The following is a 24,266-nucleotide window of genomic DNA, read 5'->3' on the forward strand; positions in this document are numbered from 1 at the left end:
GGGATGAGCGAATCAAAAGCATTTATCTCCGGCTGCAAGGGCCTTTCCCTCACGAGCGACGAGCGCGATTTCTTTGCAGGAGAACGCCCCTGGGGCTTCATCCTCTTCGGTCGCAACATTGGCGAGGAGCAGCAGATCTCGGATCTGGTGGCAGCCCTTCGCGACAGCATCGGCAATCCCAATGCGCCCGTGCTCATCGACCAGGAAGGCGGACGCGTTCAGCGCATCCGCCCACCGCTCGTTCAGCAGTATCCGAATGGCGCGGCGATCGGCGAAATCTACCGCCGCGACGCGAAGCTCGGTCTGCGCGCCGCCTGGCTGATGGGACGCCTGCACGCCTTTGACCTGATGCGCTTCGGCATCACCGTCGATTGCCTGCCTGTGCTCGACGTGCCCGTGCCCGGCAGCCACGACGTCATTGGCAATCGCGCCTATGGGCACGATCCCGAGACCGTCACGGCTATCGGCCGTGCGATGGGCGAGGGGCTGAAGGCCGGCGGCATGCTGCCTGTAATGAAGCATATGCCGGGCCACGGACGCACCTTCGTCGACTCGCACCACAACCTGCCTGTCGTCAGCGCCACATTCGATGAGCTTGCCGCGAGCGACTTCCTGCCCTTCGTTGCGATGAAGGACGAGGTGATGGCGATGTCGGCGCACATGGTGTTCACCACGATCGACCCGGACAATCCGGCGACCACCTCTGCGAAGGTCGTGCGCGAGATCATTCGCGGCCATATCGGTTTCGACGGCCTGCTGATGTCGGATGACGTGTCAATGAACGCGCTTGCCGGCGACATGACGACCCGCGCGCGCAACATCATTGCTGCGGGACTTGATCTCGTCTTGCATTGTCATGGCATAATGGAGGAAATGAAGGCCGTCGCGGATGTCGTGCCGGTTCTGGCCGGCGAAAGCTTGCGCCGGGCGCGGGCCGCCGAAGCCGCGTTCCGGGCGCCTGACGGTGCGAGCGAAGTCGATCTGCGGGCGGAGTTCAATGCCCTGTTTGCAACCGTCTGAGGCAAACAGAGGCTGACGGCAAACAGGGACTGAAGGAAAGGATCGGGCTGCCAGTGAGCAATGCGGGCGAAAGACAAGGCAAGCCTGCGTCGAAGGCGCCGTTGGAGCCCTTGTGGCAGGATGAGACTGCCGAGCGCGGACTGCATGAGGAAGCGCTGGTGGTCGACATCGCCGGCTTCGAAGGTCCGCTCGACCTGCTGCTGCATCTCGCCCGAAGCCAACGCGTCGACCTTTCGCGCATTTCCGTCCTGGCGCTCGCCGAACAGTACATCGCCTTTATCGAACGCGCGCGCAGCATCCGCATCGAGCTTGCGGCCGATTACCTCGTCATGGCGGCGTGGCTCGCCTATCTGAAGTCGCGGCTGCTGATCCCGCAGCAGGCGAAGGATGACGGTCCTACCGGCGAGGAGATGGCCTCGGCGCTGGCCTTCCGGCTCAAGCGGCTGGAAGCGATGCGCGAGGCGGCGACGCGGCTCATCAACCGAAACCGGCTCGGCCGGGACGTTTTCGTCCGAGGCGCACCGGAGCATATCGTCACCGAGAGGAAATCCGGTTTCGACGCTTCGCTCTACGATCTGCTGAGCGCTTATGCGGGCCTGCGCCAACGACAGGCGATCACCCAGGTGACAATCGAGAAGCGCCACGTCTGGTCGCTGTCCGATGCGCGGCTGATCCTGGCCCGCATGATCGGTGGTCTCGACGACTGGACTGCGCTCGATCATTTTCTCGTGCGCTACATGACGACGCCGAAGGAGAGAGCGACGGCAATCGCCAGCTCCTTTGCCGCGTCGCTCGAAATGGTTCGTGAGGGCCGCCTGGAGATCCGCCAAGAGGAGGCCTTCGCGCCGATCTATCTCCGGCGCGGACCAAATCCGATCGATGCGGAGACTCTCGCCGAGATGGAGGCAGCCCGTGGCTGAAGCCCAGAAGTACCTGCCTGGCGTTCCCGACGAGGAGGACGAGATCGAAACGGCATCCCTCGACCCCCGGCTGGAGCAGGAAGCCGAGCGGATCGCCGAAGCCCTGGTGTTCGCTTCGGCGCAGCCGGTGTCCGAGGCCTATATCGATAGCCGGTTGCCGCGTGGCGCCGATGTCCGCACGATCATGCTGCGGCTTAAAGCCGTTTACGCGACGCGCGGCGTCAACCTCGTTCAGGTGGCCGACCATTGGGCCTTCCGCACGGCCGCCGATCTCTCTTTCGTCGTTCAGACCGACGAACAGGAGGTCCGCAAGCTTTCAAGGGCAGCCCTCGAGGTTCTGTCGATTATCGCCTACCATCAGCCGGTTACGCGCGCCGAGATCGAGGATATCCGCGGCGTGCAGACCTCGAAGGGTACGCTCGACGTGTTGATGGAGGCGGGCTGGGTCCGGTTCCGCGGGCGCCGGCGCACACCGGGGCGTCCGGTGACCTTCGGTACGACGCGCGACTTCCTCGATCACTTCGGGCTTGAGGAACTGCGCGACCTGCCGGGCATCGAGGAATTGAAGGGCGCCGGGCTGCTCTCCGGCCGCGTGCCTTCGAACCTCAACATCCCCGTTCCGACCGGCGACGACGAACTGGCCGAGAACGAGGATCCGATCACCCAGCTCGACCTGGAGGAACTGGGGCTCTTGACACCGAAGGGCGAAGAAGCCGATTAGAAAAACCTGATTATAGATATCGGCTTTCCATGGCGTCGGGGCCCGCTGACCCTGCGCCATTGGTGTCAAGGAATGCAAGAGCATGGTTTCAGATCCGCAGGACGCTCCCGTCATGACCACGCGACGGACAGCGGGCGTCTCCTTCGCGGCGAGCCTGACCTTCGAAGATATTCACCACAGCTATCACGCCAAGGAAACGATCAAGGGCGTCAGCCTCGCGGCAAAGGCCGGGGAGGTCCTTTGCCTGCTCGGGCCTTCGGGATCCGGCAAGACGACCCTGCTGCGTATCGCCGCGGGTATCGAGAGGCAGAGCGCTGGGCGTCTGATGCTCAATGGCCAGGAAATCTCCGGCCCCTCTGTCTTCCTGCCGCCGGAAAAGCGTGGCGTCGGGCTGATGTTTCAGGACTTTGCGCTTTTCCCGCACATGACGATCCGCGACAACGTCCGTTTCGGTCTGACGGCGATCCCCAAGAAGGAAGGTCTGATCCAGGCGGATGCGGCGCTCGAGCGTGTCGGCCTGTCGCACTATGCCGATCTGTATCCGCACGTGCTTTCCGGCGGCGAGCAGCAGCGCGTAGCGCTTGCCCGCGCGCTCGCGCCGCGCCCGGCGGTGCTGCTCATGGACGAACCATTTTCCGGCCTCGACTCGCGCCTGAAGGATTCGATCCGTGCCGATACGCTGGCGATCCTCAGGGAAACGCGGGCAACGGCTATCGTCGTCACGCATGACGCCGAAGAGGCGATGCGCATGGCGGATCGCATCGCGCTCCTGAAGGACGGGCGCCTCGTTCAGGTCGGAACGGCCGACGAACTCTACCGCGAGCCGAGGGACCTTTTTGCCGCCGGCTTCTTCTCGGAGATCAACGTCTTCGATGCGCAGGTTCGTGGCGGCCGCGTCGAAACGCCGGTCGGAAGCGTTGCAGCCGGCCCCCATCCGGAAGGCAAGCGCCTCTCGGTGGCCGTCAGGTTGTCTGGAGTGCGCGTCGGCGAAGAGGATGGCGACATTCCCGCCCGCATTCTCTCCCGTCGCTTCATCGGCGTGGTCGAGCTTCTGGAGCTCGCCGTGCCGCGTTGTGAGGAGGTGGTTCGGGCGCGCATCAGGGCGGACCGATTGCCGCATGGATTGCGTGATGTAATGCTTTCAGTTAACGAGCGGGATATATTACTGTTTGAAAAAAGCAGTTCGGCATCTTAGGTTCTGTCACAACGAGACGCGTGCTTGAGGCACGCCTGAAAATTGACATGTGATAGAGCCTAAATCGGGGAAGGCTCAGAGGAGTAAGAGCATGGGTTCGTTAAGCATTTGGCACTGGCTGATCGTTCTGGTCGTGGTGCTGCTCTTGTTCGGTCGCGGTAAGATCCCCGAACTGATGGGTGACGTTGCTAAGGGCATCAAGAGTTTCAAGAAGGGCATGTCCGACGATGAGGCGGCTGCTACCGACAAGACGCTCGACAGCAAGACCGTTGACCACAAGTCTGACGAAGTTCGCTAACAGTCTGGTGTCGGTGAAGCCTGTCCGGTGTCCATACCGGGCTGGCGGCATCAAGGGTTTGCAGGACATATCGCATGCTTGATATCGGCTGGACCGAGCTCGTCGTCATCGCAATCGTTCTGATCGTGGTTGTCGGGCCGAAAGACCTTCCGCCAATGTTGCGGGCTTTCGGCCGCATGACCTCGAAGATGCGCGGCATGGCATCGGAATTCCGTCAGCAGTTCGATGAAGCGCTGCGCGAAGCGGACCTTGACGAGGTTCGAAAGACCATCAGCGACGCGCAAAGTCTCAATCCGGCTAATGCGTTGCGCGATGCAATCAATCCGCTGCGCCAGATGGGCAACGATATCAAGGCGGACCTGCAGAAGGCGGCTACACCCGACCAGCCTGCGACACCGAACACCGTCGACACGGTTTCCGCCGTCGAACCGGCGGTTGCGCCGGCCGCGGTCGAAGCCAAGCCCGCAGATGCGGTTGCCGCTGCGGCAATCGGTTCGGCCAATCGCCAGATCGAGCGCGCAGAGGTCGCATCCGTACCGGCAGAAAAGCCGAAGCGTGCGACCAGGACGAAGGCCGATGCGACGCCGGCTGTAAAGAAGGCCGCGCCCAAGTCGACAACGGCAGCGCTCAAGACGGCAACAGCTGCATCCAAGTCGGCCACGGCAAAGTCTGCTGCCAAGGCGACCGCGAAGCCGGCCACTGAAAAGAAAAAAGTGACGCCGACGGTGGCGGAGCCTGCTGCCAAGACGTCAAAGCCGCGCACCAGCGCGCGCAAGAAAGGTGAAGCATGAGCGGCGATATCGAGGACCGGCCGCAGCCGCTGATCGAGCATCTGATCGAATTGCGCAGGCGCCTGATGTGGGCCATCGGCGCGTTCTTCGCTGCGTTCCTCGTCTGCTTCTACTTCGCCAAGGGCCTGTTCAACCTTCTGGTGCTGCCGTTCAAATGGGCCGTGAGCTGGGCGGGCCTCAACCATCGCAATGTCGAGCTCATCTACACGGCGCCGCAGGAGTTCTTCTTCACCCAGATTAAGGTGGCAATGTTCGGTGCGCTGGTCATCGCCTTTCCTGTAATCGCGGCACAGATCTACAAGTTCGTTGCACCGGGGCTCTATAAGAACGAGCGCGCGGCGTTTCTACCGTTCCTGGTCGCGTCACCGCTCCTGTTTCTGCTCGGCGGCGCGCTTGTCTATTTCTTCTTCACCCCGATGGTGATGTGGTTCTTCCTGGCCATGGAGCAGGGCGGTGGCGAAGGGCAGGTGGCCATTCAGCTCCTGCCGAAGGTCTCGGAGTATCTCAGCCTGATCATGTCGCTGGTCTTCGCCTTCGGCCTTGTCTTCCAGCTCCCGGTCATCACCACGCTTCTTGCCCGCGTCGGCTTCGTGAGCTCGCAGGGTCTTGCCGAGAAGCGCAAATACGCGATCGTAATCGCCTTCGTTGTCGCGGCCGTGCTCACGCCGCCGGACCCGATTTCCCAGATCGGCCTTGCGCTGCCAGCCATCCTTCTCTACGAAATTTCGATCTATACGGCGCGACTCGTCGAAAGGCAGCGGGCAGCGGACGCGCTCAAGAGCGAGGCTGCCGAGTCGCAGGAAGGATCTTCCGGAGAGGTCGGCCCCGCCAAGGGCTGAGCATTCGAGATTTCGCGCCGTGATCTGACCAACGCGTGGAACGAAAATGCTTGATATCAAATGGATCCGTGAGAATGCCGAGATGCTGGACGCCGCCCTGGCGAAGCGGGGCGCGGAGCCTTTGTCGGCATCTCTGATCGCGCTCGACGAACGCCGCCGTACGAACCTTCAGGCGCTGCAGGACATGCAGTCGCGCCGCAATGCGGCCTCGAAGGATATCGGCGCGGCCATGGCGCAGAAGAATGCCGAGCTCGCCGACAAGCTGAAGGCCGAGGTTGCCGACCTGAAGAACGCCATGCCGGCGCTCGAAGAGGACAGCCGCAGAATCGAGGCCGAGCTCAACGACGCCCTCTCGCGCATTCCGAACATCCCGCTGGACGATGTACCCGTCGGTGCCGACGAGACCGGCAACGTCGTCAAGAGCGTGGTTGGCAAGAAGCCCACCTGGAACCACCAGCCGCGCGAGCACTTTGAAATCGGCGAAGCGCTCGGGCTGATGGATTTCGAGGGTGCGGCCCGCATTTCCGGTTCGCGCTTCACGATCCTGAAGGGCCAATTGGCGCGGCTCGAGCGCGCGCTCGGCCAGTTCATGCTCGACCTGCACACCCAGGAACATGGTTACACCGAAGTGCAACCGCCGCTTCTGGTGCGCGACGATGCGATGTATGGCACCGGCCAGCTGCCGAAATTTGCCGAAGACCTCTTCCGCACCACGGATGGCCGTTGGCTGATTCCGACGGCGGAAGTGCCGCTGACCAACATCGTCCGGGAGCAGATCCTGGAAGGCGAAAAGCTGCCGCTGCGTTTCACCGCGCTGACGCCATCCTTCCGCTCGGAAGCAGGTTCGGCCGGTCGCGATACCCGCGGCATGCTGCGCCAGCACCAGTTCAACAAGGTGGAACTGGTCTCGATCACCGATGCCGAAACGTCCGTTGCCGAACACGAGCGCATGACCGCCTGCGCAGAGGAGGTGCTGAAGCGCCTCGGCCTGCACTACCGCGTCATGACCCTTTGCACCGGCGACATGGGCTTTGGCGCCCGCAAGACCTACGACCTCGAGGTCTGGCTGCCGGGTCAGGATACGTTCCGCGAGATTTCGTCCTGCTCGGTCTGCGGCGATTTCCAGGCGCGCCGCATGAACGCCCGCTACCGCACCAAAGAAGACAAGGGAACCCGCTTCGTTCACACGCTGAACGGTTCGGGCGTTGCCGTCGGCCGCGCGCTCATCGCCGTCATCGAGAACTATCTGAATGACGATGGTTCGATATCGGTGCCGGACGTGCTGGTCCCCTACATGGGCGGCCAGACGCGCATCGAAAAGGTAGCCTGAGCGAACGTCGAGGGGAGTGCGGCATCATGCGGATCCTGCTGACAAACGATGACGGCATTCACGCCGAGGGCCTGTCGGTACTTGAACGCGTCGCCCGGACGATTTCGGACGATGTGTGGGTCGTTGCGCCCGAAGCGGACCAGAGCGGCCTTGCCCATTCGCTGACCCTGTCGGAGCCATTGCGGCTGCGACAGATCGCGGAAAAGCGCTTCGCACTTCGCGGCACGCCGACCGATTGCGTCATCATGGCCGTCCGCAAGGTGCTCGATCGCAAGCCCGATCTCGTGCTGTCCGGCGTCAACATCGGCGCCAACATGGCCGACGACGTGACCTATTCCGGTACCGTCGCCGGCGCCATCGAAGGAACGTTGCAGGGCATCCGCTCGATCGCGCTGAGCCAGGCCTACAATCACGCCGTCGGAAAGACCGTTCCGTGGGATGTCGTCGAAACGCACGCGCCGGCCTTGGTCCGCAAGCTGATGAAGGTGGATCTGCCTGACGGCACGCTGCTCAACGTCAACTTCCCCAATTGCTCGGCGGACGCTATTGCCGGTACGGAGGTGACGTCGCAAGGCAAGCTCGACTTCGGCCTGTCGATCGACGAGCGAACCGATGGCCGCGGCTTTCCCTATTTCTGGCTGCGTTTCGGCGAACGCTTCGGCGATTTCCGCGCCGGAACCGACATTCACGCCCTGCGTGAAAACATGATCTCGGTCACGCCGCTCAAACTCGACCTTACCGACTACAGTGTCCAGGATCGCCTGGCGCGGGCGCTCAACGAGGGAGCCGTTGCTTGAGTGCGCGGGTGACCGAACAGGAAGGCTTTGCCAAGATGGTGCTGCGTCTGCGCGCCGAAGGCATCACCAACCATGATCTGTTGAAGGCGGTTGAGCAGACGCCGCGAAGCCATTTCGCGCCGCCGCAGTACCAGGCCGAAGCCCATTCGCAGCGGACGATCCCGCTCGATTGCGGTTCGTTCATGGAGGGATACGACTTTGCGGTCCGTCTGCTGCACAGTCTCAATCTGAAATCCGGCCAGCGTGTTCTCGAAGTCGGCACCGGCAGCGGCTTCACCGCCGCGGTCATGGGACGCGTTGCCGAGCGGGTGCTGACGATCGACCGCTATCAGACGCTCGTCGGCATGGCCCAGAAGAACCTCGAAAAAACAGGTGTTCGCAATGTCATCGTCCGGCATGCCGACGGCAGTGCCGGCGTGCCGGGTGAGGGCACCTTCGACCGGATCCTGATCACCGCCGCCTTCAACAGTCTGCCGCGCATGTTTTCGGATCACCTCGTTTCGGGCGGCACCCTGCTGGTTCCGATCATGATGAGCGAGACCCATTGCCGGGTCGTGCGCGTCAGCCGCACGGGCAGCCGCTTCGATCGCGAGGATCTGTTCGACGCGCCTTACCTTCCGATCGTGCAGCAGTTGGCGTCGTTTCTCTAAACGTTGAATTCTCGTCCGCGCGGGTTTGAATTCCCGTTCGCGCGGGTGAGCAGCGCCGGTCGCGCCTGCGTCGATTGTTAACGATCCCTTAACTTCCTCCAGCCTCGCGCAAGCTTCGGGCCATACGCCTGCCGTGCACGGACAGGGTTCCGCGTGCGAGTCGTCGCTTGCCTTGCGACGTCGGCGGACACCGGTCGCGAGGTACGGAGACGGCACATGCAGATCGCGAACAGGTTGACGGCGGCAGCATCCGGCGACGGGCTGAACAATCTTGCCGGGCGCAATGCCGGCCAGACGAATTCCGCGGGCAAGGATGAGCAGGCGGCGCAGGCGCTTGCCGCGACCTTCTTTGATCCGACGCCACGCATCTCGCTTTCGGCCGATGCCCTGCTTTATCTAGGCCAGACGAAGAAGGGATCCGACGGCCAGCCGGCGCTCACCCGCGAGGAATGGAACAACCGCCTGTCGCCGCAACTGGCCTCGCGCGAGTACCAGGCCTTCGGCAAGTTTCTCGATTCCGGCGATCACCAAGCCTATTACAAGAACTTCATCGACTACTACGACGGCCTTCGTCCGGAGGACCAGAACAGTTTGCGCTATTTCGGGACACGCGAGGCGGCGGTGGCCGGTCTGCGGTCGCTCGAATATGAAGAAGCAAGCGGTGCGGACGGAGACGCGGCGTTCCAGACTTTGGTGAGCGTCCTGCTCGACGAAGACAAGACGGCGCAGTCCGAAACCCTGGCGCAGCCGGCCGGTCGCCAGATTTTTGCCTGGGACCTGACGAGCATCAGCTACGAAGAGGACCAGACGGAGCGGCGATCCGTGTCCGAGATCGAGCGCCTCTATTCCGAACTGATCTAGCGCTAGGCTCCTCGTGCTCGGGCGGCAGCTGTGACGCTGCCTCTAGCATGCCCTTGACGGGCGACGGTCGACCTATGGTTAGCATTTGGTCAAATTAGTCCTTTGGTGGGGTCTGCCTTAACCACGCGGTAACTCTAATACGCTTTAATCAATCCACATCGAGTTGCGTTCGGAGTGGGTAAGCGTCATGCGTAAGTTTGTATCTCCCGGGGTTGGAAAGTCGACGATCCGCCTTTGCGTGGCGGTCCTGCTGGCAGGCGTCGCAACAGGCTGCAGTTCGGATGCAAGCCGGTTTGACGGCCTGTTCTCCCGGTCCGACAACATCACCACAAATTCCATCCCCCGAGACGCAACGCCGGTCCCGCGCGGCGATGTGTCCGTCGGTCAGATGGCGGCAGCGCCGGTTGATAACCGTGGTTCAGTCCTCGGTCAGCCCTATCCGGCGGCAGCTGGGCAGGGTGCCTACGATCCGGTAAACACGGCCTCCACGCCCGTATCCAACGCCCGCGTCGCCTCGACCCCGATCTCCGTTCAGCGCACCACTCTGGCTGACCCGAGCGCTGCTGGAAACCAGCGCGCTGAAGCCCAGCCGTTCCCGGCAGCACGCCAGCAGGCCGCACTCGCCACGCAGCAGACGCTTCCCGCAACGGTCAAGGAAACCGCAAGCAAGAGCGGCTGGACGACGCAGAACGCTCCGACGATCATGGTTCGCCCGGGTGACAATGTCGCCGTTCTCTCCAAGCGTTTTGGTGTCCCGGAAAAGGAAATCCTGAAGGCCAACGGTCTGCAGTCCGCGGCGCAGGTCGAGACCGGTCAGCGTCTCGTCATCCCGACCTTCGGCGTCGCAGGTAGCGCTGCCAAGGCGGCAGCCACGAACTCGATCGCCGATCTCGATGGCAACAGCCGCCAGCCGTCGCCGCTGCCGGTCAACCAGCGCGACGTTGCGATCCTGCCGGGTTCGGCCCAGTCCCGCGAAAAGGGTGAAGGCAAGTCTGACGTCGTTGCAGGCAAGCCGGCAACGAACGGCGAGGGCGCCGGCGGTGGATCCTACACCGTCAAGCCGGGCGACTCGCTCAACCGAATCGCCAAGACGACGGGCGTATCCGTTGCCGCCCTCAAGCAGGCAAACGGCCTGACGGCCGAATCGATCCGCGTCGGCCAGACGCTGCAGCTGCCGGGCGCAAATGGTGCCGCTCCGGATCAGCTCAAGACGGCCTCGGTTCCCAAGAAGGCCGAGCAGCCGCAGGTTGCCTCGCTCGACAAGAACAAGCCGGCTGAATACCAGGCGCCGGTTGCTAAGCAGAGCGTCAGCGAAGTCGCCAGCAAGACGACGGATATCGACGACGATTCTCCGAAGTCGACCGGCATCAGCAAGTACCGCTGGCCTGTGCGCGGCGCAGTCGTCGCCGGCTACGGCGCCAATGTCGACGGCAACCGCAACGACGGTATCAACATCTCGGTGCCCGAGGGCACGCCGATCAAGGCGGCTGAAAACGGTGTCGTTATTTATTCGGGCAGCAGCCTGAAGGAACTCGGCAACGCCGTCCTGGTGCGCCACGACGACGGCACGGTCACGGTTTATGGTAACGCTTCCGAACTCAAGGTTCAGCGCGGCCAGAAGGTTCAGCGCGGCCAGACGCTCGCTGCTTCGGGCATGACCGGCCGGGCAAGCCAGCCGCAGGTTCACTTCGAGGTGCGCAAGAACGCCACCGCGGTAAACCCGGCGACCTTCCTCGAATAGTCTCGATCGGTCGCAAAGCCGATCCGGATCCGGTGTTTGCACCGCTTGCCCTCTCGGGCAGGCGGTGCTTTCTATTTCAGGATGTCGGTAAGGCGTGCGGTTCGCGACGCGCCCGGTTACCCGTCGAGCCTGTGGCGCAGGCGGCCGGCGAGATCCTGGATGAACTGCCAGGCGACGCGGCCGGACCTTGCGCCACGGGTCGTTGCCCATTCCAGCGCTTCGGCGTGCAAGGTGTCGCGATCGAGCTTGAAGCCATAGTGCGCGGCATAGCCGTCGATCATCGCCAGATAGTCGTCCTGGCTGCACTTGTGGAAGCCGAGCCACAGGCCGAAACGGTCGGACAGCGAAACCTTCTCCTCGACCGCTTCCGACGGGTTGATCGCGGTCGACTGCTCGTTCTCCATCATATGCCGCGGCAGCAGGTGGCGCCGGTTCGAGGTGGCGTAAAGGAGCACGTTGGAAGGACGTCCCTCGACGCCGCCGTCGAGCACGGCCTTCAGCGACTTGTAGGACGTATCGTCGTGATCGAAGGACAGGTCATCGCAGAAGACGATAACCGGGACCGGTGCCGACTTCAGAATGTCCATCAGCGCCGGAAGTGTGGCAATATCTTCGCGATGCACCTCGACCAGCTTGACCGCAACACCGGTGTCGCGCGCAACCTGCGCATGAACCGATTTTACCAGCGAGGATTTGCCCATGCCGCGTGCGCCCCAGAGAAGCACGTTATTGGCCGTGTAGCCCTCGGCAAAACGCAGCGTGTTGTCGAGCAGGATGTCACGGACATGGTCGACCCCGGTGATCAGGGACAGTTCGATGCGGTTCGGCTTGGCGACCGGCTGCAGATGGTGTGTCGCCGGGGCCCAGACGAAGCACTCGGCAGCGGTCCAGTCGTTGGCTGCAGCGGCGGGTCCGGCCATGCGCTCGATCGCCGCGGAAAGCTTCTGCATTTCCCTGATGAGAACGTCGATCTTGGCTTCCGGCATATGTCTCTCTCCACTCGCTGAATCAGGTGTTTGGCCGTGCCGTCATGATTCGAGGCGGCGTGGCCCTGGTGTTTACCGTAACCGCGTCGCGGCCAGGTCCCACCAGAAACCCGGTAGCACGCAGGTTTACGCTGGAAAAGGTCACCGAGGCCCGCGCGAGGGGTTCTCCTCTTGTGTAAATTGTGTCAGAGGCACAGGAACGGGTACGGGTGCCCGCGGCTTTGCAGAGCGGCGGGGCGTCCCTATATTCCGGCCGATTTGGCGCGGAGGAACCGCCGATATTTGAACTCAAGGAGTGATCGATGTTCATTACCGAAGCTTTTGCGCAGACTGCCGGCGCCCCTTCCGCCGGCGGCGCGGACATTCTCATGTCCATCCTGCCGTTCCTGCTGATTTTCGTCGTTATGTATTTCCTGATCATCCGTCCGCAGCGCGCTCAGATGAAGCGCCGCGAGGAACTCCTGAAGAACATCCGTCGCGGTGACCAGGTCGTGACCGGTGGCGGCATCGTCGGCAAGGTCACCAAGGTCGTTGACGACAGCGAACTCGAAGTCGAAATCGCCGATGGCGTGAAGATCCGCGTCGTCCGCAGCGGCGTGTCGGAAGTTCGCGTCAAGGGCGAGCCTGTCAAGGAATAAGGCAGGAACAGCCACCACCAGCCGAGCAACTGGAGCGTTTGAGGCATGCGCAGATTACCGCCGTTGAAACGTATCCTCGTCTGGTTGGTGGCACTTGCCGGCATCGCCTTTGCGCTGCCGAACGTTCTAAGCCGGGAAGAGGCAGCCGAACTTCCGTCTTGGCTGCCCCATCGCCAGGTGGCGCTCGGGCTCGATCTCCAGGGTGGCTCCCATTTCATGCTGCGGGCGGCGCGCAGCGACATCGTCGCTGAACGGCTCGAGACGATCGCCAACGAGGTCGGCAAATCGCTGCGCGATGCCGACATCGCCTATATCGGCCTTTCCGGCGAAGGCCAGTCGATCGCCTTCCGCGTTCGCGACCGGTCGCAACTCTCTGCCGCTCGCGAGCGGCTGAGGCCGCTGACGGCGCCCGTCGATATCGGGGGGTTCGGCTCCGAGCCGATTTCCGAGGTCGTGTTCGACAGTGCAGAACCGGATGAACTGGTTCGCCTGCGCCTCACGGACGAAGGCATCGACTACCGGCTCTCGCTGGCCGTGGCGCAGTCCATCGACGTCGTGCGCCGCCGCGTCGCCGAAGTTGGCGCCATCGAGCCGCTGATCCAGCGCCGTGGCGATGACCGGCTGATCGTGCAGGTGCCTGGCCTCGGCGATCCGCAGCGGTTGAAGGATCTGCTCAGCCAAAGGGCCAACCTGGCCCTGCGGATGCTGGATACCTCCGTGCCCGTGCAACGCGCCGTGGAGGGCCAGCCTCCGTCCGGCACGGAAGTCCTATATTCCTTCGACGACCCGCCAGTGCCCTATCTCGTCGAAAAGGCACCGCTGCTTGCAGCGGCGAATTTTGTTGCAGCCCAGCCGGAACCTGATGCTTCCGGCGAAAGCGCGTCGGTCGCCATCAAGATCGATACCGCTTCGCAGCAGCGTGTTGCCGCCCTTGCGGCGCAGCAGCCGCCAAAGGATGCAGCGATCGTTCTCGATGGACAGGTCATCGCGACGCTCAAGCTGTCGGAGGCTGTCAACAGCGACACCTTGCGCATCTCCGCAGACCTGCCGACCGAAGGTGCGACCGACCTTGCCGCTCTCGTGCGCACAGGGCCGCTCGCGACGCCCCTGACCTTCGTCGAAGAGCGAACGGTCGGCCCCGGCGTCGGTGGCGACGCCATCGCAGACGGCCTGAAGGCGGGTCTGGTTGCGGCTGTCGCAGTCGCCGCATCGATGATCTTTTTCTACGGCGTCTTCGGCGTCTTTGCGGTCATTGCGCTCGCCCTGAACATTGTCCTGATTATCGCGGCGCTTTCCCTTTCGGGCGCGACGCTGACCCTTCCGGGCATTGCCGGCATCATTCTGACGATCGGCGTGGCCGTGGATTCGAACGTGCTGATCTACGAGCGCCTGCGTGAAGAGGTTCGCGGCGCCGAGCCGCTGCGGCGCACCATCAACAACGCCTTTTCGCGTGTCTTCAGCAGCATCTTCGATGCCAACCTGACGATGCTGATTGCGAGCGCCATCCTCTTTTATCTTGGCTCCGGATCGGTGCGCGGCTTTGCCGTTACGCTTGCGATCGGTAGCGTGACGACGCTCTTCACCGCTTACACGGTCACCCGCCTGATCGTGAAGCGCTGGCTGCGCCAATGGAAGTCGGAACGCTTGCCGAAGGGTATTCGGACCGGCCGCTTCAGCGACCTGGATATCCGCTTCATGCGGATCCGCAACCCGGTCTTCATCCTGATGGCGGCGCTGTCGCTCGCCTCCGTCCTGCTGCTTGCCGGCATCGGGCTCAATCTCGGCGTCGACTTCAAGGGCGGCTCGATCATCGAGCTGCATTCCAAAGGCGGACCGGTCGATGTCGCCGATCTTCGGGCGCGCCTCGACGAGCTGAATTTCGGCGAGGTCCAGGTGCAGCAGCTCGGCTCGGGCGAGGACGTTCTGGTGCGGGTACCGTCGCAGGAGGCGGGAGACAACGCCGAGCAGACGGCCGCCGGCGTCATCCGGTCGGAACTTTCGGACGAGTATGATTTCCGCCGCGTCGAGGTGGTCGGCCCCGTCGTATCCGGCGAACTCACACGCGCCGGCACTATCGGGCTTGCTGTTTCGTTCCTGGCTATCCTGCTCTATGTGTGGCTGCGCTTCGAGTGGCGCTTCGCCGTCGGCGCGATCATTGCCACGACGCACGACGTCCTGCTGACGATCGGTTTCCTCGTGCTGACCGGCATCGAGTTCAATCTCGGCAGCATTGCCGCGGTTCTGACGATCGTCGGCTACTCGCTGAACGACACGGTCGTCATCTACGATCGCATCCGCGAAAACCTTGCACGCTACAAGCGCATGCCGTTGTCGGTGCTGATCGATACGTCGATCAACCAGACACTGTCGCGCACCATCCTGACAGCGCTGACGACCGTTCTGGCACTGACAGCGCTTTATCTCTTCGGTGGCGGCCTTATCCGCGCCTTCAGTGTTACAATGCTGTTTGGCGTTATCGTCGGAACGATCTCGTCCATTTACATCGCCGGGCCGATCCTCATCCTCTTCAGAAAGCGCACCGACCACATTCCGGGGGACGAGAACGCCTCCGGCGCGGATACGGGTGCGGCGGGCGCGGCAAAGGGTGCTGTTTGAAATGCCAAAGGGAATTGAAATTCGCGAAGCCCATTTTCCGGGACGTGCGCCCATCGATGCCTACGGCAATGGTGGCTTTCGCTTCGCAGACATGTCGCATCGTGGCTCGATCCTGATGCTGCCCTCGGGCGTCTATGCATGGGACGTCGCGGAGGGCGATGCGCTGACGGTCGAGAAGTTCTACAAGGTCGTTGATGAGGCGAAGGACATTGAGGTGCTGCTGGTCGGCACCGGCAAGGACATTCGCCCGCTGCCGGCCGATGTGAAGACAGCTTTACGCGCCGCCAACATATCGTCGGATCCCATGAGCACCGGGGCCGCTGTCCGCACCTACAATGTGATGCTGGCCGAATCGCGCGCAGTCGCCGTCGCACTGATCGCGGTCTGATCGGGCTTGGGGAAGACGACGTGCACGACAATTCTGCCCAGATTCTGGCTGACCTGCGGGACACGGACCGCGACCGCTATCTCGCCTGCCTGCTTGCGCCTGCCGACAAGCAGCCCGCGCTTGCCGCACTCTATGCCTTCAGTGCGGAGATCGCCCGCATCCGCGATCTCGTGCACGAGCCGATCCCCGGTGAGATCCGCATGCAATGGTGGCGGGACCTCATCGGCAACGACGCGTCGACCGGAGAAGGGCATCCGCTCGCTGAAGCGCTCCTTGGCTGCATTCGCGCGCATCGGCTGCCGGTCTCCGTGTTCGAGAACATGATCGATGCCCGGATCTTCGATCTCTACGACGATCCGATGGAAGACCGTTCGGCGCTCGAGGGCTATGCCGGCGAGACCGCCTCGGCGCTGATCCAGCTCTCATCCCTGGTCCTTGATCCAGAGAATGCCGCGAAATCGGCCGAAGTCGCCGGTCACGGCGGTGTCGCGCAGACGGTCGCGGGCCTCCTCATGCTGTTGCCGCTGCATTTGCGCCGTGGCCAGGTCTACCTGCCGGCCGAACTGCTGCGCGCCACCGGTCTCGATCGCGAAACGCTGATCGCCGGCCAAGACAGCGCCGCGATCAGCCAGGCGATCCGGGCCTTCGCGGGCTTCGGGCGAGATCATCTCGCCAGGGCGCGTGCGCAGATGGCAGCGATCGCGCCGTCGAATTTCCCCGCCTTCATACCGCTTGCGCTTGTCGAGCCTATCCTCAACCGCGCGGAGGCTGCGGGCGCCGGGCTTCTGCAGAAGCCCATCCGCCCGGCCCAATGGCAACGGCAATGGTGGATGTGGCGTGCGGCACGGCGCCGCCGCTTCTGATACGTCAGAGGTTCGGTCTGCTCGGGGCTTTGGCGCGGACGCACACGCCGTGACGACAAATTGGCGCAAGCCTCGCAGCGTATAGAAGCGCTTTATCGGCGTCATGCCGAGCGAAGGGGAGCGCCCGCGGATGCTTTGGTTATTGCTCATCGCCGTCATCGTCTTGGTCGGCGCATTCTACATGTGGATGAACGCCCGCGCCGAGCGGGACTGGGACAATCCCGATGCCGGCTCTGCGATGGTGGAGTTCGGGCGTGCCTTTCCGGACGAGGCGATCCGGGCGCTGCACTCGACGGCGGACCGCACGGCGATCTTCCTGCGGCTGCATGACGGCAAGGCGGGCTTCATCCAGTCGCACGGCACCCACTATGTCTGCCACGTGATCCAGCCCGGAAAGGTTCGGGTCAATAGCTCCGAGACCGGCCGCGGCCTCATCGTGCATTTCCCCGATTTTGCTTATCTCGACAACGACTTCGAGTTTCAGAGCGCCGGCGAGGCGGCCGAGGTTTCGCTCTGGCTGCTCGGCAGCTTCAGTCCGAAATCGGAGTTCGAGCAGCCCGCCGCCGAGCCGCCGCATACGGCACAGGCGACCGAGTAGCTCTCACCGCGTTCTTCCATAAGAAAAGGCCCGCTTGCATCACTGCAGGCGGGCCTTTTGTCGTGGAACAAATGCGCGTCCGCCTGTCAGGCGGACTTGCCGAGCCAGGCGGCGCAATCAGCGAGCGCGCGCGACGCCGTCGCCTGCTTCTTGGCGACTGCCTTTTCCTTACCACGGAAGCGCTTGACGCCTTCCGGCTTGGTGATCGCGCCCGGATCGAGCGGCGGGAACAGGCCGAAATTGACGTTCATCGGCTGGAAAGAGCGCTTGCCCGGTTCATCGTCGGAAACGATGTGGCCGCCGGTGATGTGGTTGAGCAATGCGCCGAAGGCGGTGGTCGCCGGCGGGGTCGCCAAAGTCTCGCCCTTGCGTTCGGCAGCGGCGAAGCGGCCAGCGAGCAGGCCAATGCTGGCGCTTTCGACATAACCTTCGCAGCCGGTGATCTGTCCGGCAAAGCGCAGGCCCGGCCGCGACTTCAGCGTCAGCGTTCCGTCGAGCAGTGTCGGCGAGTTGATGTAGGTGTTGCGGTGCAGGCCGCCGAGACGGGCGAATTCGGCATTCTCGAGGCCGGGAATCATGCGGAAGACTTCGGCCTGAGCGCCATACTTCAGCTTCGTCTGGAAGCCGACCATGTTGTAGAGCGTGCCGAGCGCATTGTCCTGGCGCAGCTGTACGACGGCATAGGGCTTGACGGTGGGGTTATGGGCATTGGTGAGGCCCATCGGCTTCATAGGCCCGTGGCGCAGCGTCTCGCGGCCGCGTTCCGCCATCACCTCGATCGGCAGGCAGCCGTCGAAATAGGGCGTGCCTTCCCATTCCTTGAAGCCGGTCTTGTCGCCGGCGATCAACGCATCGACGAAGGCATTGTACTGCTCCTCGGTCATCGGGCAGTTGATATAGTCCTTACCGGTTCCGCCGGGGCCGACCTTGTCGTAGCGCGACTGAAACCAGCAGATGTCCATGTCGATCGTCTCGGTATAGACGATCGGCGCGATGGCGTCGAAGAAGGCGAGCGCATCGGCGCCCGTTTCCGCGCGGATCGCTTCGGCAAGACCGGGTGCGGTCAGCGGGCCGGTCGCGATGACGGCGAGATCCCAATCTTTCGGCGGCAGACCGGTGACTTCTTCGCGCACCACCGTGATCAGCGGATGAGCGGCGATCGCCGCGCTGACCGCGTCGGAGAAGCCGTCACGGTCGACCGCAAGCGCACCGCCCGCAGGCACCTGGTTGGCGTCGGCGGATTTCATGATCAGCGAGCCGGCAAGGCGCATTTCCGCATGCAGCACGCCAACCGCGTTGCTGGTCGCGTCATCCGAGCGGAAGGAATTGGAACAGACGAGTTCGGCAAGGCCGTCGGTCTTGTGCGCGTCAGTGCCGCGCACGCCGCGCATCTCATGCAGGATGACCGGTACGCCGGCTTCGGCGATCTGCCAGGCGGCTTCCGATCCGGCAAGGCCGCCGCCGATGACGTGGATGGGGGAGTGGGAAGAAGTGTCTTTGCTCATGGCCGGCTTCCTATCACGGCTCGGCCTTTCGTTCCAACGCCTATAAACGAAAACGGCGCCCTGAAGGCGCCGTCTTGGAAGTCCTGGTCGTTCGTTCCGATTAACGGAAGGAACGGGCCGCAATGTTGCGGATGTCGTAACGGGTGATGCCGATGTCATTGAGAGCGTGGTTCGACAGGTTGCCGAGCTCGCTGACGGTGCGGCGGTAGTTGATCCAGCTTTTTGCGATACGAATCGGGTTCATGGTCATTTCCTCAAAATCAGGTTGTCGCGACAGCCATCTGTCTGCGTCGTTGAGGTTCTTATACGCTTGTCTAATTAGAAGGTGGAGTGCAAAGAAAATGCAGCTGCTATGCATTTGTGCAGTGCATCGCCGCATAGATGGGCACCGCTTCAAAAGGCGGCATCGATTAATGATTGATTAAAATCTTAATTGCCCGTTGATAAGCGATTGTTTTCAAAGGGACTTACGAGCCGATGCTGAGCAAGGACGCAGCGTCTGTCGATGGACGCGGTTCGGCCGCATGGGCAGTCGCAGATGGCGAAGCATCCGGTGCCTCTCGCAAGTGCGAAGGCGTCACCTGGATCGTACTCGCTGCGACAAAAGAAAACGCCCCCCGGAATGAACCGGAGGGCGTCTTACTTGGAGGTCGGTTGCGCTTGACGCGCTGCCTGAATTACTTGATCGCCTGGCGAGCAACGTACGGGATGTCGCCACGGCCGATGCCGAGGTCAGACAGTTCGCGGTCGGTCATACGGCCGAGTTCGTTGCAGGTCTGACGATACTTGCGCCAATTGTTGAAAGAACGTGCGAGGTTCATGATCCTATCCTTTCTAGGGTCGTGTGCCAGCGCTCATCTCTCTTGCTGGCCGTCATCTGATGCTCTGAAATATAATCTTTTTGAGCAGAAGTTACAGAGACAATGCTGCATCGCACCCATGCAGGCCGTGCAAGCCTCTACGCGATGGCGTGTTCGCGGCTGGCGCCTAAAACGCGCGGCGCAATCGAGTTGTCGTGGCTGGAAAGCTGCCCGAAATGTGAGGGCCAAAAACAAACAACGCCCGCTGGGGGAGGAGATCCAGCGAGCGTCGCTTTGTTCCGATCGGCAACCGGGAGGAGGAGTGTCGCCGATCCAAATCGAGGGGCGCTGGGAGGAGGAGTGCGCCGCCCCGATCGATGAGTTGAAGATAGTACGCAGGCGGGTGGAAGGGTAGCGCTGTTCCAGAATGGCACCTATGCATCCAGTGCATGGCGCGGGGCGAGCGCAGCGAATTTATGCACGAATATTGTGCAGGTGCGCAGACGCAGGCTTCTTTGTGGAGAGGAGGCTGAAAAGAATAACGCCCGCTGGGGGAGGAGGTCCAGCGAGCGTCATTAGGGGTGATTGGCAACTGGGAGGAGGAGTGTTGCCAATCTGATCGGAAGAGCGCTGGGAGGAGGAGTGCGCTCGTCCGAATTCCGTCGGTTTTACCCGGGCCTTTCTCAGCAAACTGAGGCGGCTGGCCATTTCCGCTGGCGACCGTCTGGCTTCATGCCTTCGTTCGCCTTTGATGTTTTGAATATAGGACCTTTAAATCGATTTGTGCAGTGCAATATCTGCATGGAAGATATGCGCATTGCGCAAGCCGTTCGTTCGTCCTCATCGGTTTGGTGCGCAGTCGCGAGTGAGCGATTGTGTTTCCGCGCCGATACGTGATTAGTTGGGAGCTGAACCGGACCATTTCAAGCATCGGATTCTAGGCTGGGGGCAGGATGTACCGCGCGCGTCTCGAACGAGACTTCAAGCACTGGATGGATAAGGGGCTGCTGCAGGAGAATGCAGCACGCGCAATGCTGGCCGAATATGACGGTCGCGAGTCCACGTTCCGGGCAGGGCGCGTCCTGCTCATTCTCGCCGCACTCCTGTTGTCCGCCTCAATCCTGCTGCTTGTCGCCGCCAACTGGGAGGCGCTGCCACGCCTTGCGCGGGTGGCCGGCATCGTCGCTCTGGTCTGGGGCTTTCATTTCGCCGCTGCCTGGCTGACCCAGACCGGCCGCACGACGCTTGCCGCAGCGGCCCTCGTTCTGGGGGTGGCCGCCTTTGGGGGCGGCATCGCGCTGATCGGGCAGATGTATCACCTGTCGGGTGACGCGGCCGATGCCGCGTTGCTGTGGTTTGCCGGCGCCGTCCTCACTGCCCTGGCATTTCGCTCAGCAGCAATGACCGCAGTTGCGGGTGGGCTTGCCTGGTTCTATTTCGGAACGGTGCTGCAGGACAATGGGTTCGGCGCCACGCCGGACTGGCGCGTGTGGTCCGTTCCGGCGCTCGCGGTGATCGTCGTTCTGCTGGTGCGCTTCACGGCCGCCGACCGGGCCCGTCATCTCGCCTATCTGCTGGTCCTGTCGTGGCTGGCCTGGCTTTACCTCGACAACGCGTCGCTTGCCTTTGCAGGTGGCCTTGCGGCGTTCGGCCTCGTGGCCTTTCTGGCGGCGACGCTGCCAGGCTCTCCGCTTCGCGCCCTGGCGGTCGATGCCGGTTCGGCACCCGCTTTCTATTCCTTCGCGCTCGCCTTGCTCGGTTTTACCGCTCTTCAATTCGAAGCCGTCGGAGTGACAACGGAGGTCGCGACCGGGGCGGGCACGCTGCTGGTGGCCCTCCTTGGGATCGCGCTTGCCGGGGCGCAGAACGGCGCCGTGCGCTATCTCGGCTACGTCGCCTTTGCCGGTGAGCTTCTCTATCTCGCCTTCGAAACCCTCGGCTCCATGCTCGGCACCTCCGGTTTCTTCCTGATCTCCGGATTGGTGGTTGCCGGCATCGCCTGGCTCGTCATCCGCATCGAGGGGCACTTGGCGAATGCGCGCGGGACGGAGGCGCCACGATGACCACCGCAAAGACCCGTTGGTTGAACCCATTGCTGGCGGCCCTGCTGGTTGCGGGCGTACAGACGGCGGCACTTGGCTATATGATCGAGAGCAGGGCCTCGATCCTCAGAAGCGGCCGTGACGTGCTGTTGAAGACCGTGCCTGTCGATCCCCGCGATCTGCTTCGGGGCGACTACGTGATCTTGAGCTACGACATTTCAAGGCTCCAGCCGGAATTGTTCAAGGGCGATACACCGAAGCAGTCGGAAGAGGCTAAGGTCTACGTTCGGCTGGAAAGGCAGCTCGACGGCTTTTGGGCGGCGACCGAAGCGTCCTTCGCGCCGCTTAGCCCTGCCGGCGACAGCGTCGTCCTTCGCTCTCTGCCATTTACCTACTATCCCTCGTCTGCGCTCTCGTCCGTCAATGTAGAATACGGGATCGAGCGTTTCTATGTGCCGGAAGGCGAGGGGCGGACGCTGGAGGAGGCGCGCAACGCCGAGGCGCTCTCCGTCAATATCCGCGTGGACGCCAAGGGAAAGGCCCAGATCCGCGAGATCGCAGTCAATGGCAGCCCGGTCTACGAGGAGCCTCTCTATTGAGGCACGCCGTGCCAACCGGCTTGGTCGTGGAATTCCCGCATTTTCCCTTTGATCCCGCGAAAACGAGTGATATAGAGACGCCGCGCTCGGGAAAGCCCTGAACTTTCAGCATGCCCATTCTATCCGCGGTATTCCGCTGGTTGGTCTTGCGGGAATACGGTCAGGCGGTGCGATTGTCTGAACGCGGGTATGGTGAAATTGGTAGACACGCCAGATTTAGGTTCTGGTGCCGTAAGGCGTGGGAGTTCAAGTCTCTCTACCCGCACCAGATCAGCGATCGCGCCCAAAGTCCGGATTCTGCGAGGATGAGGGGGGCTGGAGTGCCATTTTGCTTGCAAAACGGTTGCAGAACTGCGTAAAGCCACTCCCGGCAAATGGATCGGCTCACGTGCTCGCCAGACCTTTCGAAGGGGAAGAGCACAGTCAACGTGAAATGAAGGTTTGAACATGCAGGTTATCGAAACGCTCGCTCAAGGGCTGAAGCGCGAACTCAAGGTCGTTATCCCGGCCAAGGACATGGAAGCTCGGATGAACGAGCGTCTGGCCGAAGTGAAGGACCGTGTGAAGATCAACGGCTTCCGTCCCGGCAAGGTGCCGGTTGCGCATCTGAAGAAGGTCTACGGCAAGTCGATCATGGCTGACCTGGTCAACGAGATCGTTCGCGACAAGCCGACCGAGATCCTGTCGGGCCGTGGCGAAAAGTCGGCCACCCAGCCGGAAATCGCGATGACCGAGGACGAGGCCGAAGCCGACAAGATCCTCAACGCTCAGGCCGACCTCGAGTTCACCGTTGCCTACGAAATCATCCCGGCGATCGAACTCAAGGACGTCAGCGGCATCAAGGTGACCCGCGAAGTCGTCGAGATCGCTGAAGACGAAGTCAACGAGCAGATCCTGAAGATCGCCGAAAGCGCCCGCAGCTACGAATCGAAGAAGGGCAAGGCCGCCAACGGCGACCGCGTCACCATCGATTACCTCGGCAAGGTCGACGGCGTCGCCTTCGACGGCGGCAAGGACGAGGACGCTGAGCTGGTTCTCGGTTCCAACCGTTTCATCCCGGGCTTCGAAGAGCAGCTCGTTGGCCTGAAGGCTGGCGACGAGAAGGTCATCACCGTGACTTTCCCGGCTGAATACCCGGCTGCAAACCTTGCTGGCAAGGAAGCCACCTTCGACATCACCGTCAAGGACGTGGCTGGCGCCCAGGACATCGAAATCAACGACGAACTGGCCACCAAGCTCGGCCTCGAATCGGCTGACAAGCTGAAGGAAATCGTCCGCGGCCAGATCGAAAGCCAGTACGGCAACCTGACCCGTCAGAAGGTCAAGCGTCAGATCCTCGACCAGCTCGACGAACTCTACCAGTTCGAAACGCCGGAGCGCCTCGTCGAGGCCGAATTCGAAAACATCTGGCGCCAGATCAACACCGACCTGCAGCAGGCCGGCAAGACCTTCGCTGACGAAGAAACCACCGAAGAAGAAGCCCGCGCTGAATACCGCAAGCTCGCTGAGCGTCGCGTTCGCCTCGGCCTCGTTCTCTCGGAAATCGGTGAAAAGGCCGGCGTTCAGGTCAGCGACGACGAACTGCAGCGTTCGCTGTTCGAACAGCTCCGCCAGTTCCCGGGCCAGGAGAAGCAGATCCTCGACTACTTCAAGAACACCCCCGGCGCTGCTGCTTCGCTGCGCGCTCCGCTGTTCGAAGAAAAGGTCGTCGACCACCTGCTCGGCGAAATCTCGGTAACCGACAAGACGGTTTCCAAGGAAGAGCTGACGGCTGACGACGAAGAGACTGAAGGCAAGGCTGCCAAGAAGGCTCCGGCCAAGAAGAAGGCCGCCGCCAAGGCTGAAGCCACGGAAGGCGAAGAAGCCGCTGCTCCGAAGAAGAAGGCTCCGGCCAAGAAGAAGGCCGCTGACGACAGCGCCGAGTAATCGGATCGAAGCCTTAGGAATCGAAAGGCCCTGCCGCTTGCGGCAGGGCCTTTTTCGTTGCGGGAGGCGAGCTCTTCGTCCAGCGCTGGCCGAGAGCATGCTGCTTGATTCAGCCAGAGCGGACTTCGTGGCTCAGTGAAAC

At 62.5% G+C, this 24,266-nt stretch carries 24 protein-coding genes and 1 tRNA gene; 21 read left to right on the forward strand and 4 right to left on the reverse strand.

The window, feature by feature from the left end:
• Nucleotides 1-3: 3 nt before the first annotated feature.
• From nagZ to ASD63_RS27260, 12 genes are all read left to right on the forward strand, one after another.
• The gene (gene nagZ / locus ASD63_RS27205) at nucleotides 4-1,020 is read left to right on the forward strand and encodes a beta-N-acetylhexosaminidase (protein WP_034796757.1); all 1,017 of its coding nucleotides are present in this window, start codon (nucleotides 4-6) and stop codon (nucleotides 1,018-1,020) included.
• Nucleotides 1,021-1,073: 53 nt separating this feature from the next.
• Nucleotides 1,074-1,940, forward strand: coding sequence for a ScpA family protein (locus ASD63_RS27210; RefSeq protein WP_034796647.1), 867 nt, complete (start codon nucleotides 1,074-1,076; stop codon nucleotides 1,938-1,940).
• Nucleotides 1,933-2,661 (forward strand): SMC-Scp complex subunit ScpB, encoded by a 729-nt coding sequence (gene scpB, locus ASD63_RS27215; protein ID WP_034796646.1) that lies wholly within the window; start codon nucleotides 1,933-1,935, stop codon nucleotides 2,659-2,661. Before ASD63_RS27210 ends, scpB begins: the two co-directional genes overlap by 8 nt.
• 82 nt (nucleotides 2,662-2,743) lie before the next feature.
• The gene (locus ASD63_RS27220; protein ID WP_034796644.1) at nucleotides 2,744-3,856 is read left to right on the forward strand and encodes an ABC transporter ATP-binding protein; all 1,113 of its coding nucleotides are present in this window, start codon (nucleotides 2,744-2,746) and stop codon (nucleotides 3,854-3,856) included.
• Nucleotides 3,857-3,947: 91 nt separating this feature from the next.
• A complete protein-coding gene (locus ASD63_RS27225) occupies nucleotides 3,948-4,154 on the forward strand; it encodes a twin-arginine translocase TatA/TatE family subunit (protein WP_034796642.1) in 207 nt (68 codons plus the stop codon).
• 74 nt (nucleotides 4,155-4,228) lie between these two features.
• Nucleotides 4,229-4,945, forward strand: a complete 717-nt coding sequence (gene tatB, locus ASD63_RS27230; protein ID WP_034796640.1) for a Sec-independent protein translocase protein TatB — start codon at nucleotides 4,229-4,231, stop codon at nucleotides 4,943-4,945.
• Nucleotides 4,942-5,784 carry a twin-arginine translocase subunit TatC gene (tatC, locus tag ASD63_RS27235; protein ID WP_034796629.1) on the forward strand — a complete coding sequence of 281 codons (843 nt, stop codon included), beginning with the start codon at nucleotides 4,942-4,944 and terminating at the stop codon, nucleotides 5,782-5,784. The genes tatB and tatC overlap by 4 nt, the downstream gene beginning before the upstream one ends.
• Before the next feature lie 46 nt (nucleotides 5,785-5,830).
• Nucleotides 5,831-7,114, forward strand: a complete 1,284-nt coding sequence (serS, locus tag ASD63_RS27240) for a serine--tRNA ligase (protein WP_034796627.1) — start codon at nucleotides 5,831-5,833, stop codon at nucleotides 7,112-7,114.
• Nucleotides 7,115-7,140: 26 nt separating this feature from the next.
• Complete coding sequence (gene surE / locus ASD63_RS27245) at nucleotides 7,141-7,911, forward strand: 5'/3'-nucleotidase SurE (RefSeq protein WP_034796625.1); 771 nt, start codon at nucleotides 7,141-7,143, stop codon at nucleotides 7,909-7,911.
• Nucleotides 7,908-8,561, forward strand: a complete 654-nt coding sequence (locus ASD63_RS27250) for a protein-L-isoaspartate(D-aspartate) O-methyltransferase (protein WP_034796623.1) — start codon at nucleotides 7,908-7,910, stop codon at nucleotides 8,559-8,561. The genes surE and ASD63_RS27250 overlap by 4 nt, the downstream gene beginning before the upstream one ends.
• A gap of 216 nt (nucleotides 8,562-8,777) precedes the next feature.
• Nucleotides 8,778-9,422, forward strand: coding sequence for a hypothetical protein (locus ASD63_RS27255; protein WP_034796617.1), 645 nt, complete (start codon nucleotides 8,778-8,780; stop codon nucleotides 9,420-9,422).
• Nucleotides 9,423-9,609: 187 nt separating this feature from the next.
• A complete protein-coding gene (locus ASD63_RS27260) occupies nucleotides 9,610-11,163 on the forward strand; it encodes a LysM peptidoglycan-binding domain-containing M23 family metallopeptidase (RefSeq protein WP_034796615.1) in 1,554 nt (517 codons plus the stop codon).
• A gap of 116 nt (nucleotides 11,164-11,279) precedes the next feature.
• Here ASD63_RS27260 and ASD63_RS27265 read toward each other — a convergent pair whose 3' ends face one another.
• On the reverse strand, nucleotides 11,280-12,149 hold the full coding sequence (locus ASD63_RS27265; RefSeq protein ID WP_034796613.1) for an ATP-binding protein: 870 nt from the start codon (nucleotides 12,147-12,149) through the stop codon (nucleotides 11,280-11,282).
• Between the two features lie 302 nt (nucleotides 12,150-12,451).
• Between ASD63_RS27265 and yajC the strand changes: the two genes are divergently transcribed.
• From yajC to ASD63_RS27290, 5 genes are all read left to right on the forward strand, one after another.
• A complete protein-coding gene (gene yajC, locus ASD63_RS27270; RefSeq protein WP_034796611.1) occupies nucleotides 12,452-12,787 on the forward strand; it encodes a preprotein translocase subunit YajC in 336 nt (111 codons plus the stop codon).
• A 45-nt stretch (nucleotides 12,788-12,832) separates the two neighbouring features.
• Complete coding sequence (gene secDF / locus ASD63_RS27275; protein WP_034796609.1) at nucleotides 12,833-15,403, forward strand: protein translocase subunit SecDF; 2,571 nt, start codon at nucleotides 12,833-12,835, stop codon at nucleotides 15,401-15,403.
• A gap of 1 nt (nucleotide 15,404) precedes the next feature.
• Nucleotides 15,405-15,791, forward strand: coding sequence for an Mth938-like domain-containing protein (locus ASD63_RS27280; protein ID WP_034796607.1), 387 nt, complete (start codon nucleotides 15,405-15,407; stop codon nucleotides 15,789-15,791).
• Between the two features lie 20 nt (nucleotides 15,792-15,811).
• Nucleotides 15,812-16,654, forward strand: a complete 843-nt coding sequence (locus tag ASD63_RS27285; RefSeq protein WP_060530025.1) for a phytoene/squalene synthase family protein — start codon at nucleotides 15,812-15,814, stop codon at nucleotides 16,652-16,654.
• A gap of 130 nt (nucleotides 16,655-16,784) precedes the next feature.
• Entirely contained in the window at nucleotides 16,785-17,252 is a 468-nt protein-coding gene (locus tag ASD63_RS27290; protein ID WP_034796603.1) for a hypothetical protein, read from the forward strand.
• 86 nt (nucleotides 17,253-17,338) lie between these two features.
• Here ASD63_RS27290 and trmFO read toward each other — a convergent pair whose 3' ends face one another.
• The 3 genes from trmFO to ASD63_RS34565 form a co-directional block, all read right to left on the reverse strand.
• Nucleotides 17,339-18,757: a methylenetetrahydrofolate--tRNA-(uracil(54)-C(5))-methyltransferase (FADH(2)-oxidizing) TrmFO gene (gene trmFO, locus ASD63_RS27295; RefSeq protein ID WP_034796601.1), complete on the reverse strand. Its 1,419-nt coding sequence runs from the start codon at nucleotides 18,755-18,757 to the stop codon at nucleotides 17,339-17,341.
• A gap of 100 nt (nucleotides 18,758-18,857) precedes the next feature.
• Complete coding sequence (locus ASD63_RS36825; protein ID WP_064816989.1) at nucleotides 18,858-19,001, reverse strand: DUF1127 domain-containing protein; 144 nt, start codon at nucleotides 18,999-19,001, stop codon at nucleotides 18,858-18,860.
• Between the two features lie 433 nt (nucleotides 19,002-19,434).
• A complete protein-coding gene (locus ASD63_RS34565) occupies nucleotides 19,435-19,578 on the reverse strand; it encodes a DUF1127 domain-containing protein (RefSeq protein WP_064816990.1) in 144 nt (47 codons plus the stop codon).
• Nucleotides 19,579-20,510: 932 nt separating this feature from the next.
• Here ASD63_RS34565 and ASD63_RS27300 point away from each other — a divergent pair.
• The 4 genes from ASD63_RS27300 (at nucleotide 20,511) to tig (ending at nucleotide 24,124) form a co-directional block, all read left to right on the forward strand.
• Nucleotides 20,511-21,620 carry a DUF2157 domain-containing protein gene (locus tag ASD63_RS27300; protein ID WP_034796598.1) on the forward strand — a complete coding sequence of 370 codons (1,110 nt, stop codon included), beginning with the start codon at nucleotides 20,511-20,513 and terminating at the stop codon, nucleotides 21,618-21,620.
• Nucleotides 21,617-22,198 carry a GDYXXLXY domain-containing protein gene (locus tag ASD63_RS27305; protein WP_034796596.1) on the forward strand — a complete coding sequence of 194 codons (582 nt, stop codon included), beginning with the start codon at nucleotides 21,617-21,619 and terminating at the stop codon, nucleotides 22,196-22,198. The genes ASD63_RS27300 and ASD63_RS27305 overlap by 4 nt, the downstream gene beginning before the upstream one ends.
• A 183-nt stretch (nucleotides 22,199-22,381) precedes the next feature.
• Nucleotides 22,382-22,466: transfer RNA gene (locus ASD63_RS27310), tRNA-Leu, on the forward strand.
• 179 nt (nucleotides 22,467-22,645) lie between these two features.
• Nucleotides 22,646-24,124 carry a trigger factor gene (gene tig / locus ASD63_RS27315; protein ID WP_034796594.1) on the forward strand — a complete coding sequence of 493 codons (1,479 nt, stop codon included), beginning with the start codon at nucleotides 22,646-22,648 and terminating at the stop codon, nucleotides 24,122-24,124.
• The last annotated feature ends 142 nt before the right edge of the window (nucleotides 24,125-24,266 follow it).

Source organism: Ensifer sp. Root558 (assembly GCF_001427045.1).
GTDB lineage: Bacteria > Pseudomonadota > Alphaproteobacteria > Rhizobiales > Rhizobiaceae > Ensifer > Ensifer adhaerens.

Excerpts from the sequence above, each read along its gene's own strand:
- nagZ (WP_034796757.1), top strand. The coding sequence starts at position 4 with ATGAGCGAATCAAAAGCATTTATCTCCGGCTGCAAGGGCCTTTCCCTC.
- ASD63_RS27220 (WP_034796644.1), top strand. The coding sequence starts at position 2,744 with ATGGTTTCAGATCCGCAGGACGCTCCCGTCATGACCACGCGACGGACA.
- ASD63_RS27225 (WP_034796642.1), top strand. The coding sequence starts at position 3,948 with ATGGGTTCGTTAAGCATTTGGCACTGGCTGATCGTTCTGGTCGTGGTG.
- tatB (WP_034796640.1), top strand. The coding sequence starts at position 4,229 with ATGCTTGATATCGGCTGGACCGAGCTCGTCGTCATCGCAATCGTTCTG.
- tatC (WP_034796629.1), top strand. The coding sequence starts at position 4,942 with ATGAGCGGCGATATCGAGGACCGGCCGCAGCCGCTGATCGAGCATCTG.
- serS (WP_034796627.1), top strand. The coding sequence starts at position 5,831 with ATGCTTGATATCAAATGGATCCGTGAGAATGCCGAGATGCTGGACGCC.
- surE (WP_034796625.1), top strand. The coding sequence starts at position 7,141 with ATGCGGATCCTGCTGACAAACGATGACGGCATTCACGCCGAGGGCCTG.
- ASD63_RS27255 (WP_034796617.1), top strand. The coding sequence starts at position 8,778 with ATGCAGATCGCGAACAGGTTGACGGCGGCAGCATCCGGCGACGGGCTG.
- ASD63_RS27260 (WP_034796615.1), top strand. The coding sequence starts at position 9,610 with ATGCGTAAGTTTGTATCTCCCGGGGTTGGAAAGTCGACGATCCGCCTT.
- ASD63_RS27265 (WP_034796613.1), bottom strand. The coding sequence starts at position 12,149 with ATGCCGGAAGCCAAGATCGACGTTCTCATCAGGGAAATGCAGAAGCTT.
- yajC (WP_034796611.1), top strand. The coding sequence starts at position 12,452 with ATGTTCATTACCGAAGCTTTTGCGCAGACTGCCGGCGCCCCTTCCGCC.
- secDF (WP_034796609.1), top strand. The coding sequence starts at position 12,833 with ATGCGCAGATTACCGCCGTTGAAACGTATCCTCGTCTGGTTGGTGGCA.
- ASD63_RS27280 (WP_034796607.1), top strand. The coding sequence starts at position 15,405 with ATGCCAAAGGGAATTGAAATTCGCGAAGCCCATTTTCCGGGACGTGCG.
- ASD63_RS27290 (WP_034796603.1), top strand. The coding sequence starts at position 16,785 with ATGCTTTGGTTATTGCTCATCGCCGTCATCGTCTTGGTCGGCGCATTC.
- trmFO (WP_034796601.1), bottom strand. The coding sequence starts at position 18,757 with ATGAGCAAAGACACTTCTTCCCACTCCCCCATCCACGTCATCGGCGGC.
- ASD63_RS36825 (WP_064816989.1), bottom strand. The coding sequence starts at position 19,001 with ATGAACCCGATTCGTATCGCAAAAAGCTGGATCAACTACCGCCGCACC.
- ASD63_RS34565 (WP_064816990.1), bottom strand. The coding sequence starts at position 19,578 with ATGAACCTCGCACGTTCTTTCAACAATTGGCGCAAGTATCGTCAGACC.
- ASD63_RS27300 (WP_034796598.1), top strand. The coding sequence starts at position 20,511 with ATGTACCGCGCGCGTCTCGAACGAGACTTCAAGCACTGGATGGATAAG.
- ASD63_RS27305 (WP_034796596.1), top strand. The coding sequence starts at position 21,617 with ATGACCACCGCAAAGACCCGTTGGTTGAACCCATTGCTGGCGGCCCTG.
- tig (WP_034796594.1), top strand. The coding sequence starts at position 22,646 with ATGCAGGTTATCGAAACGCTCGCTCAAGGGCTGAAGCGCGAACTCAAG.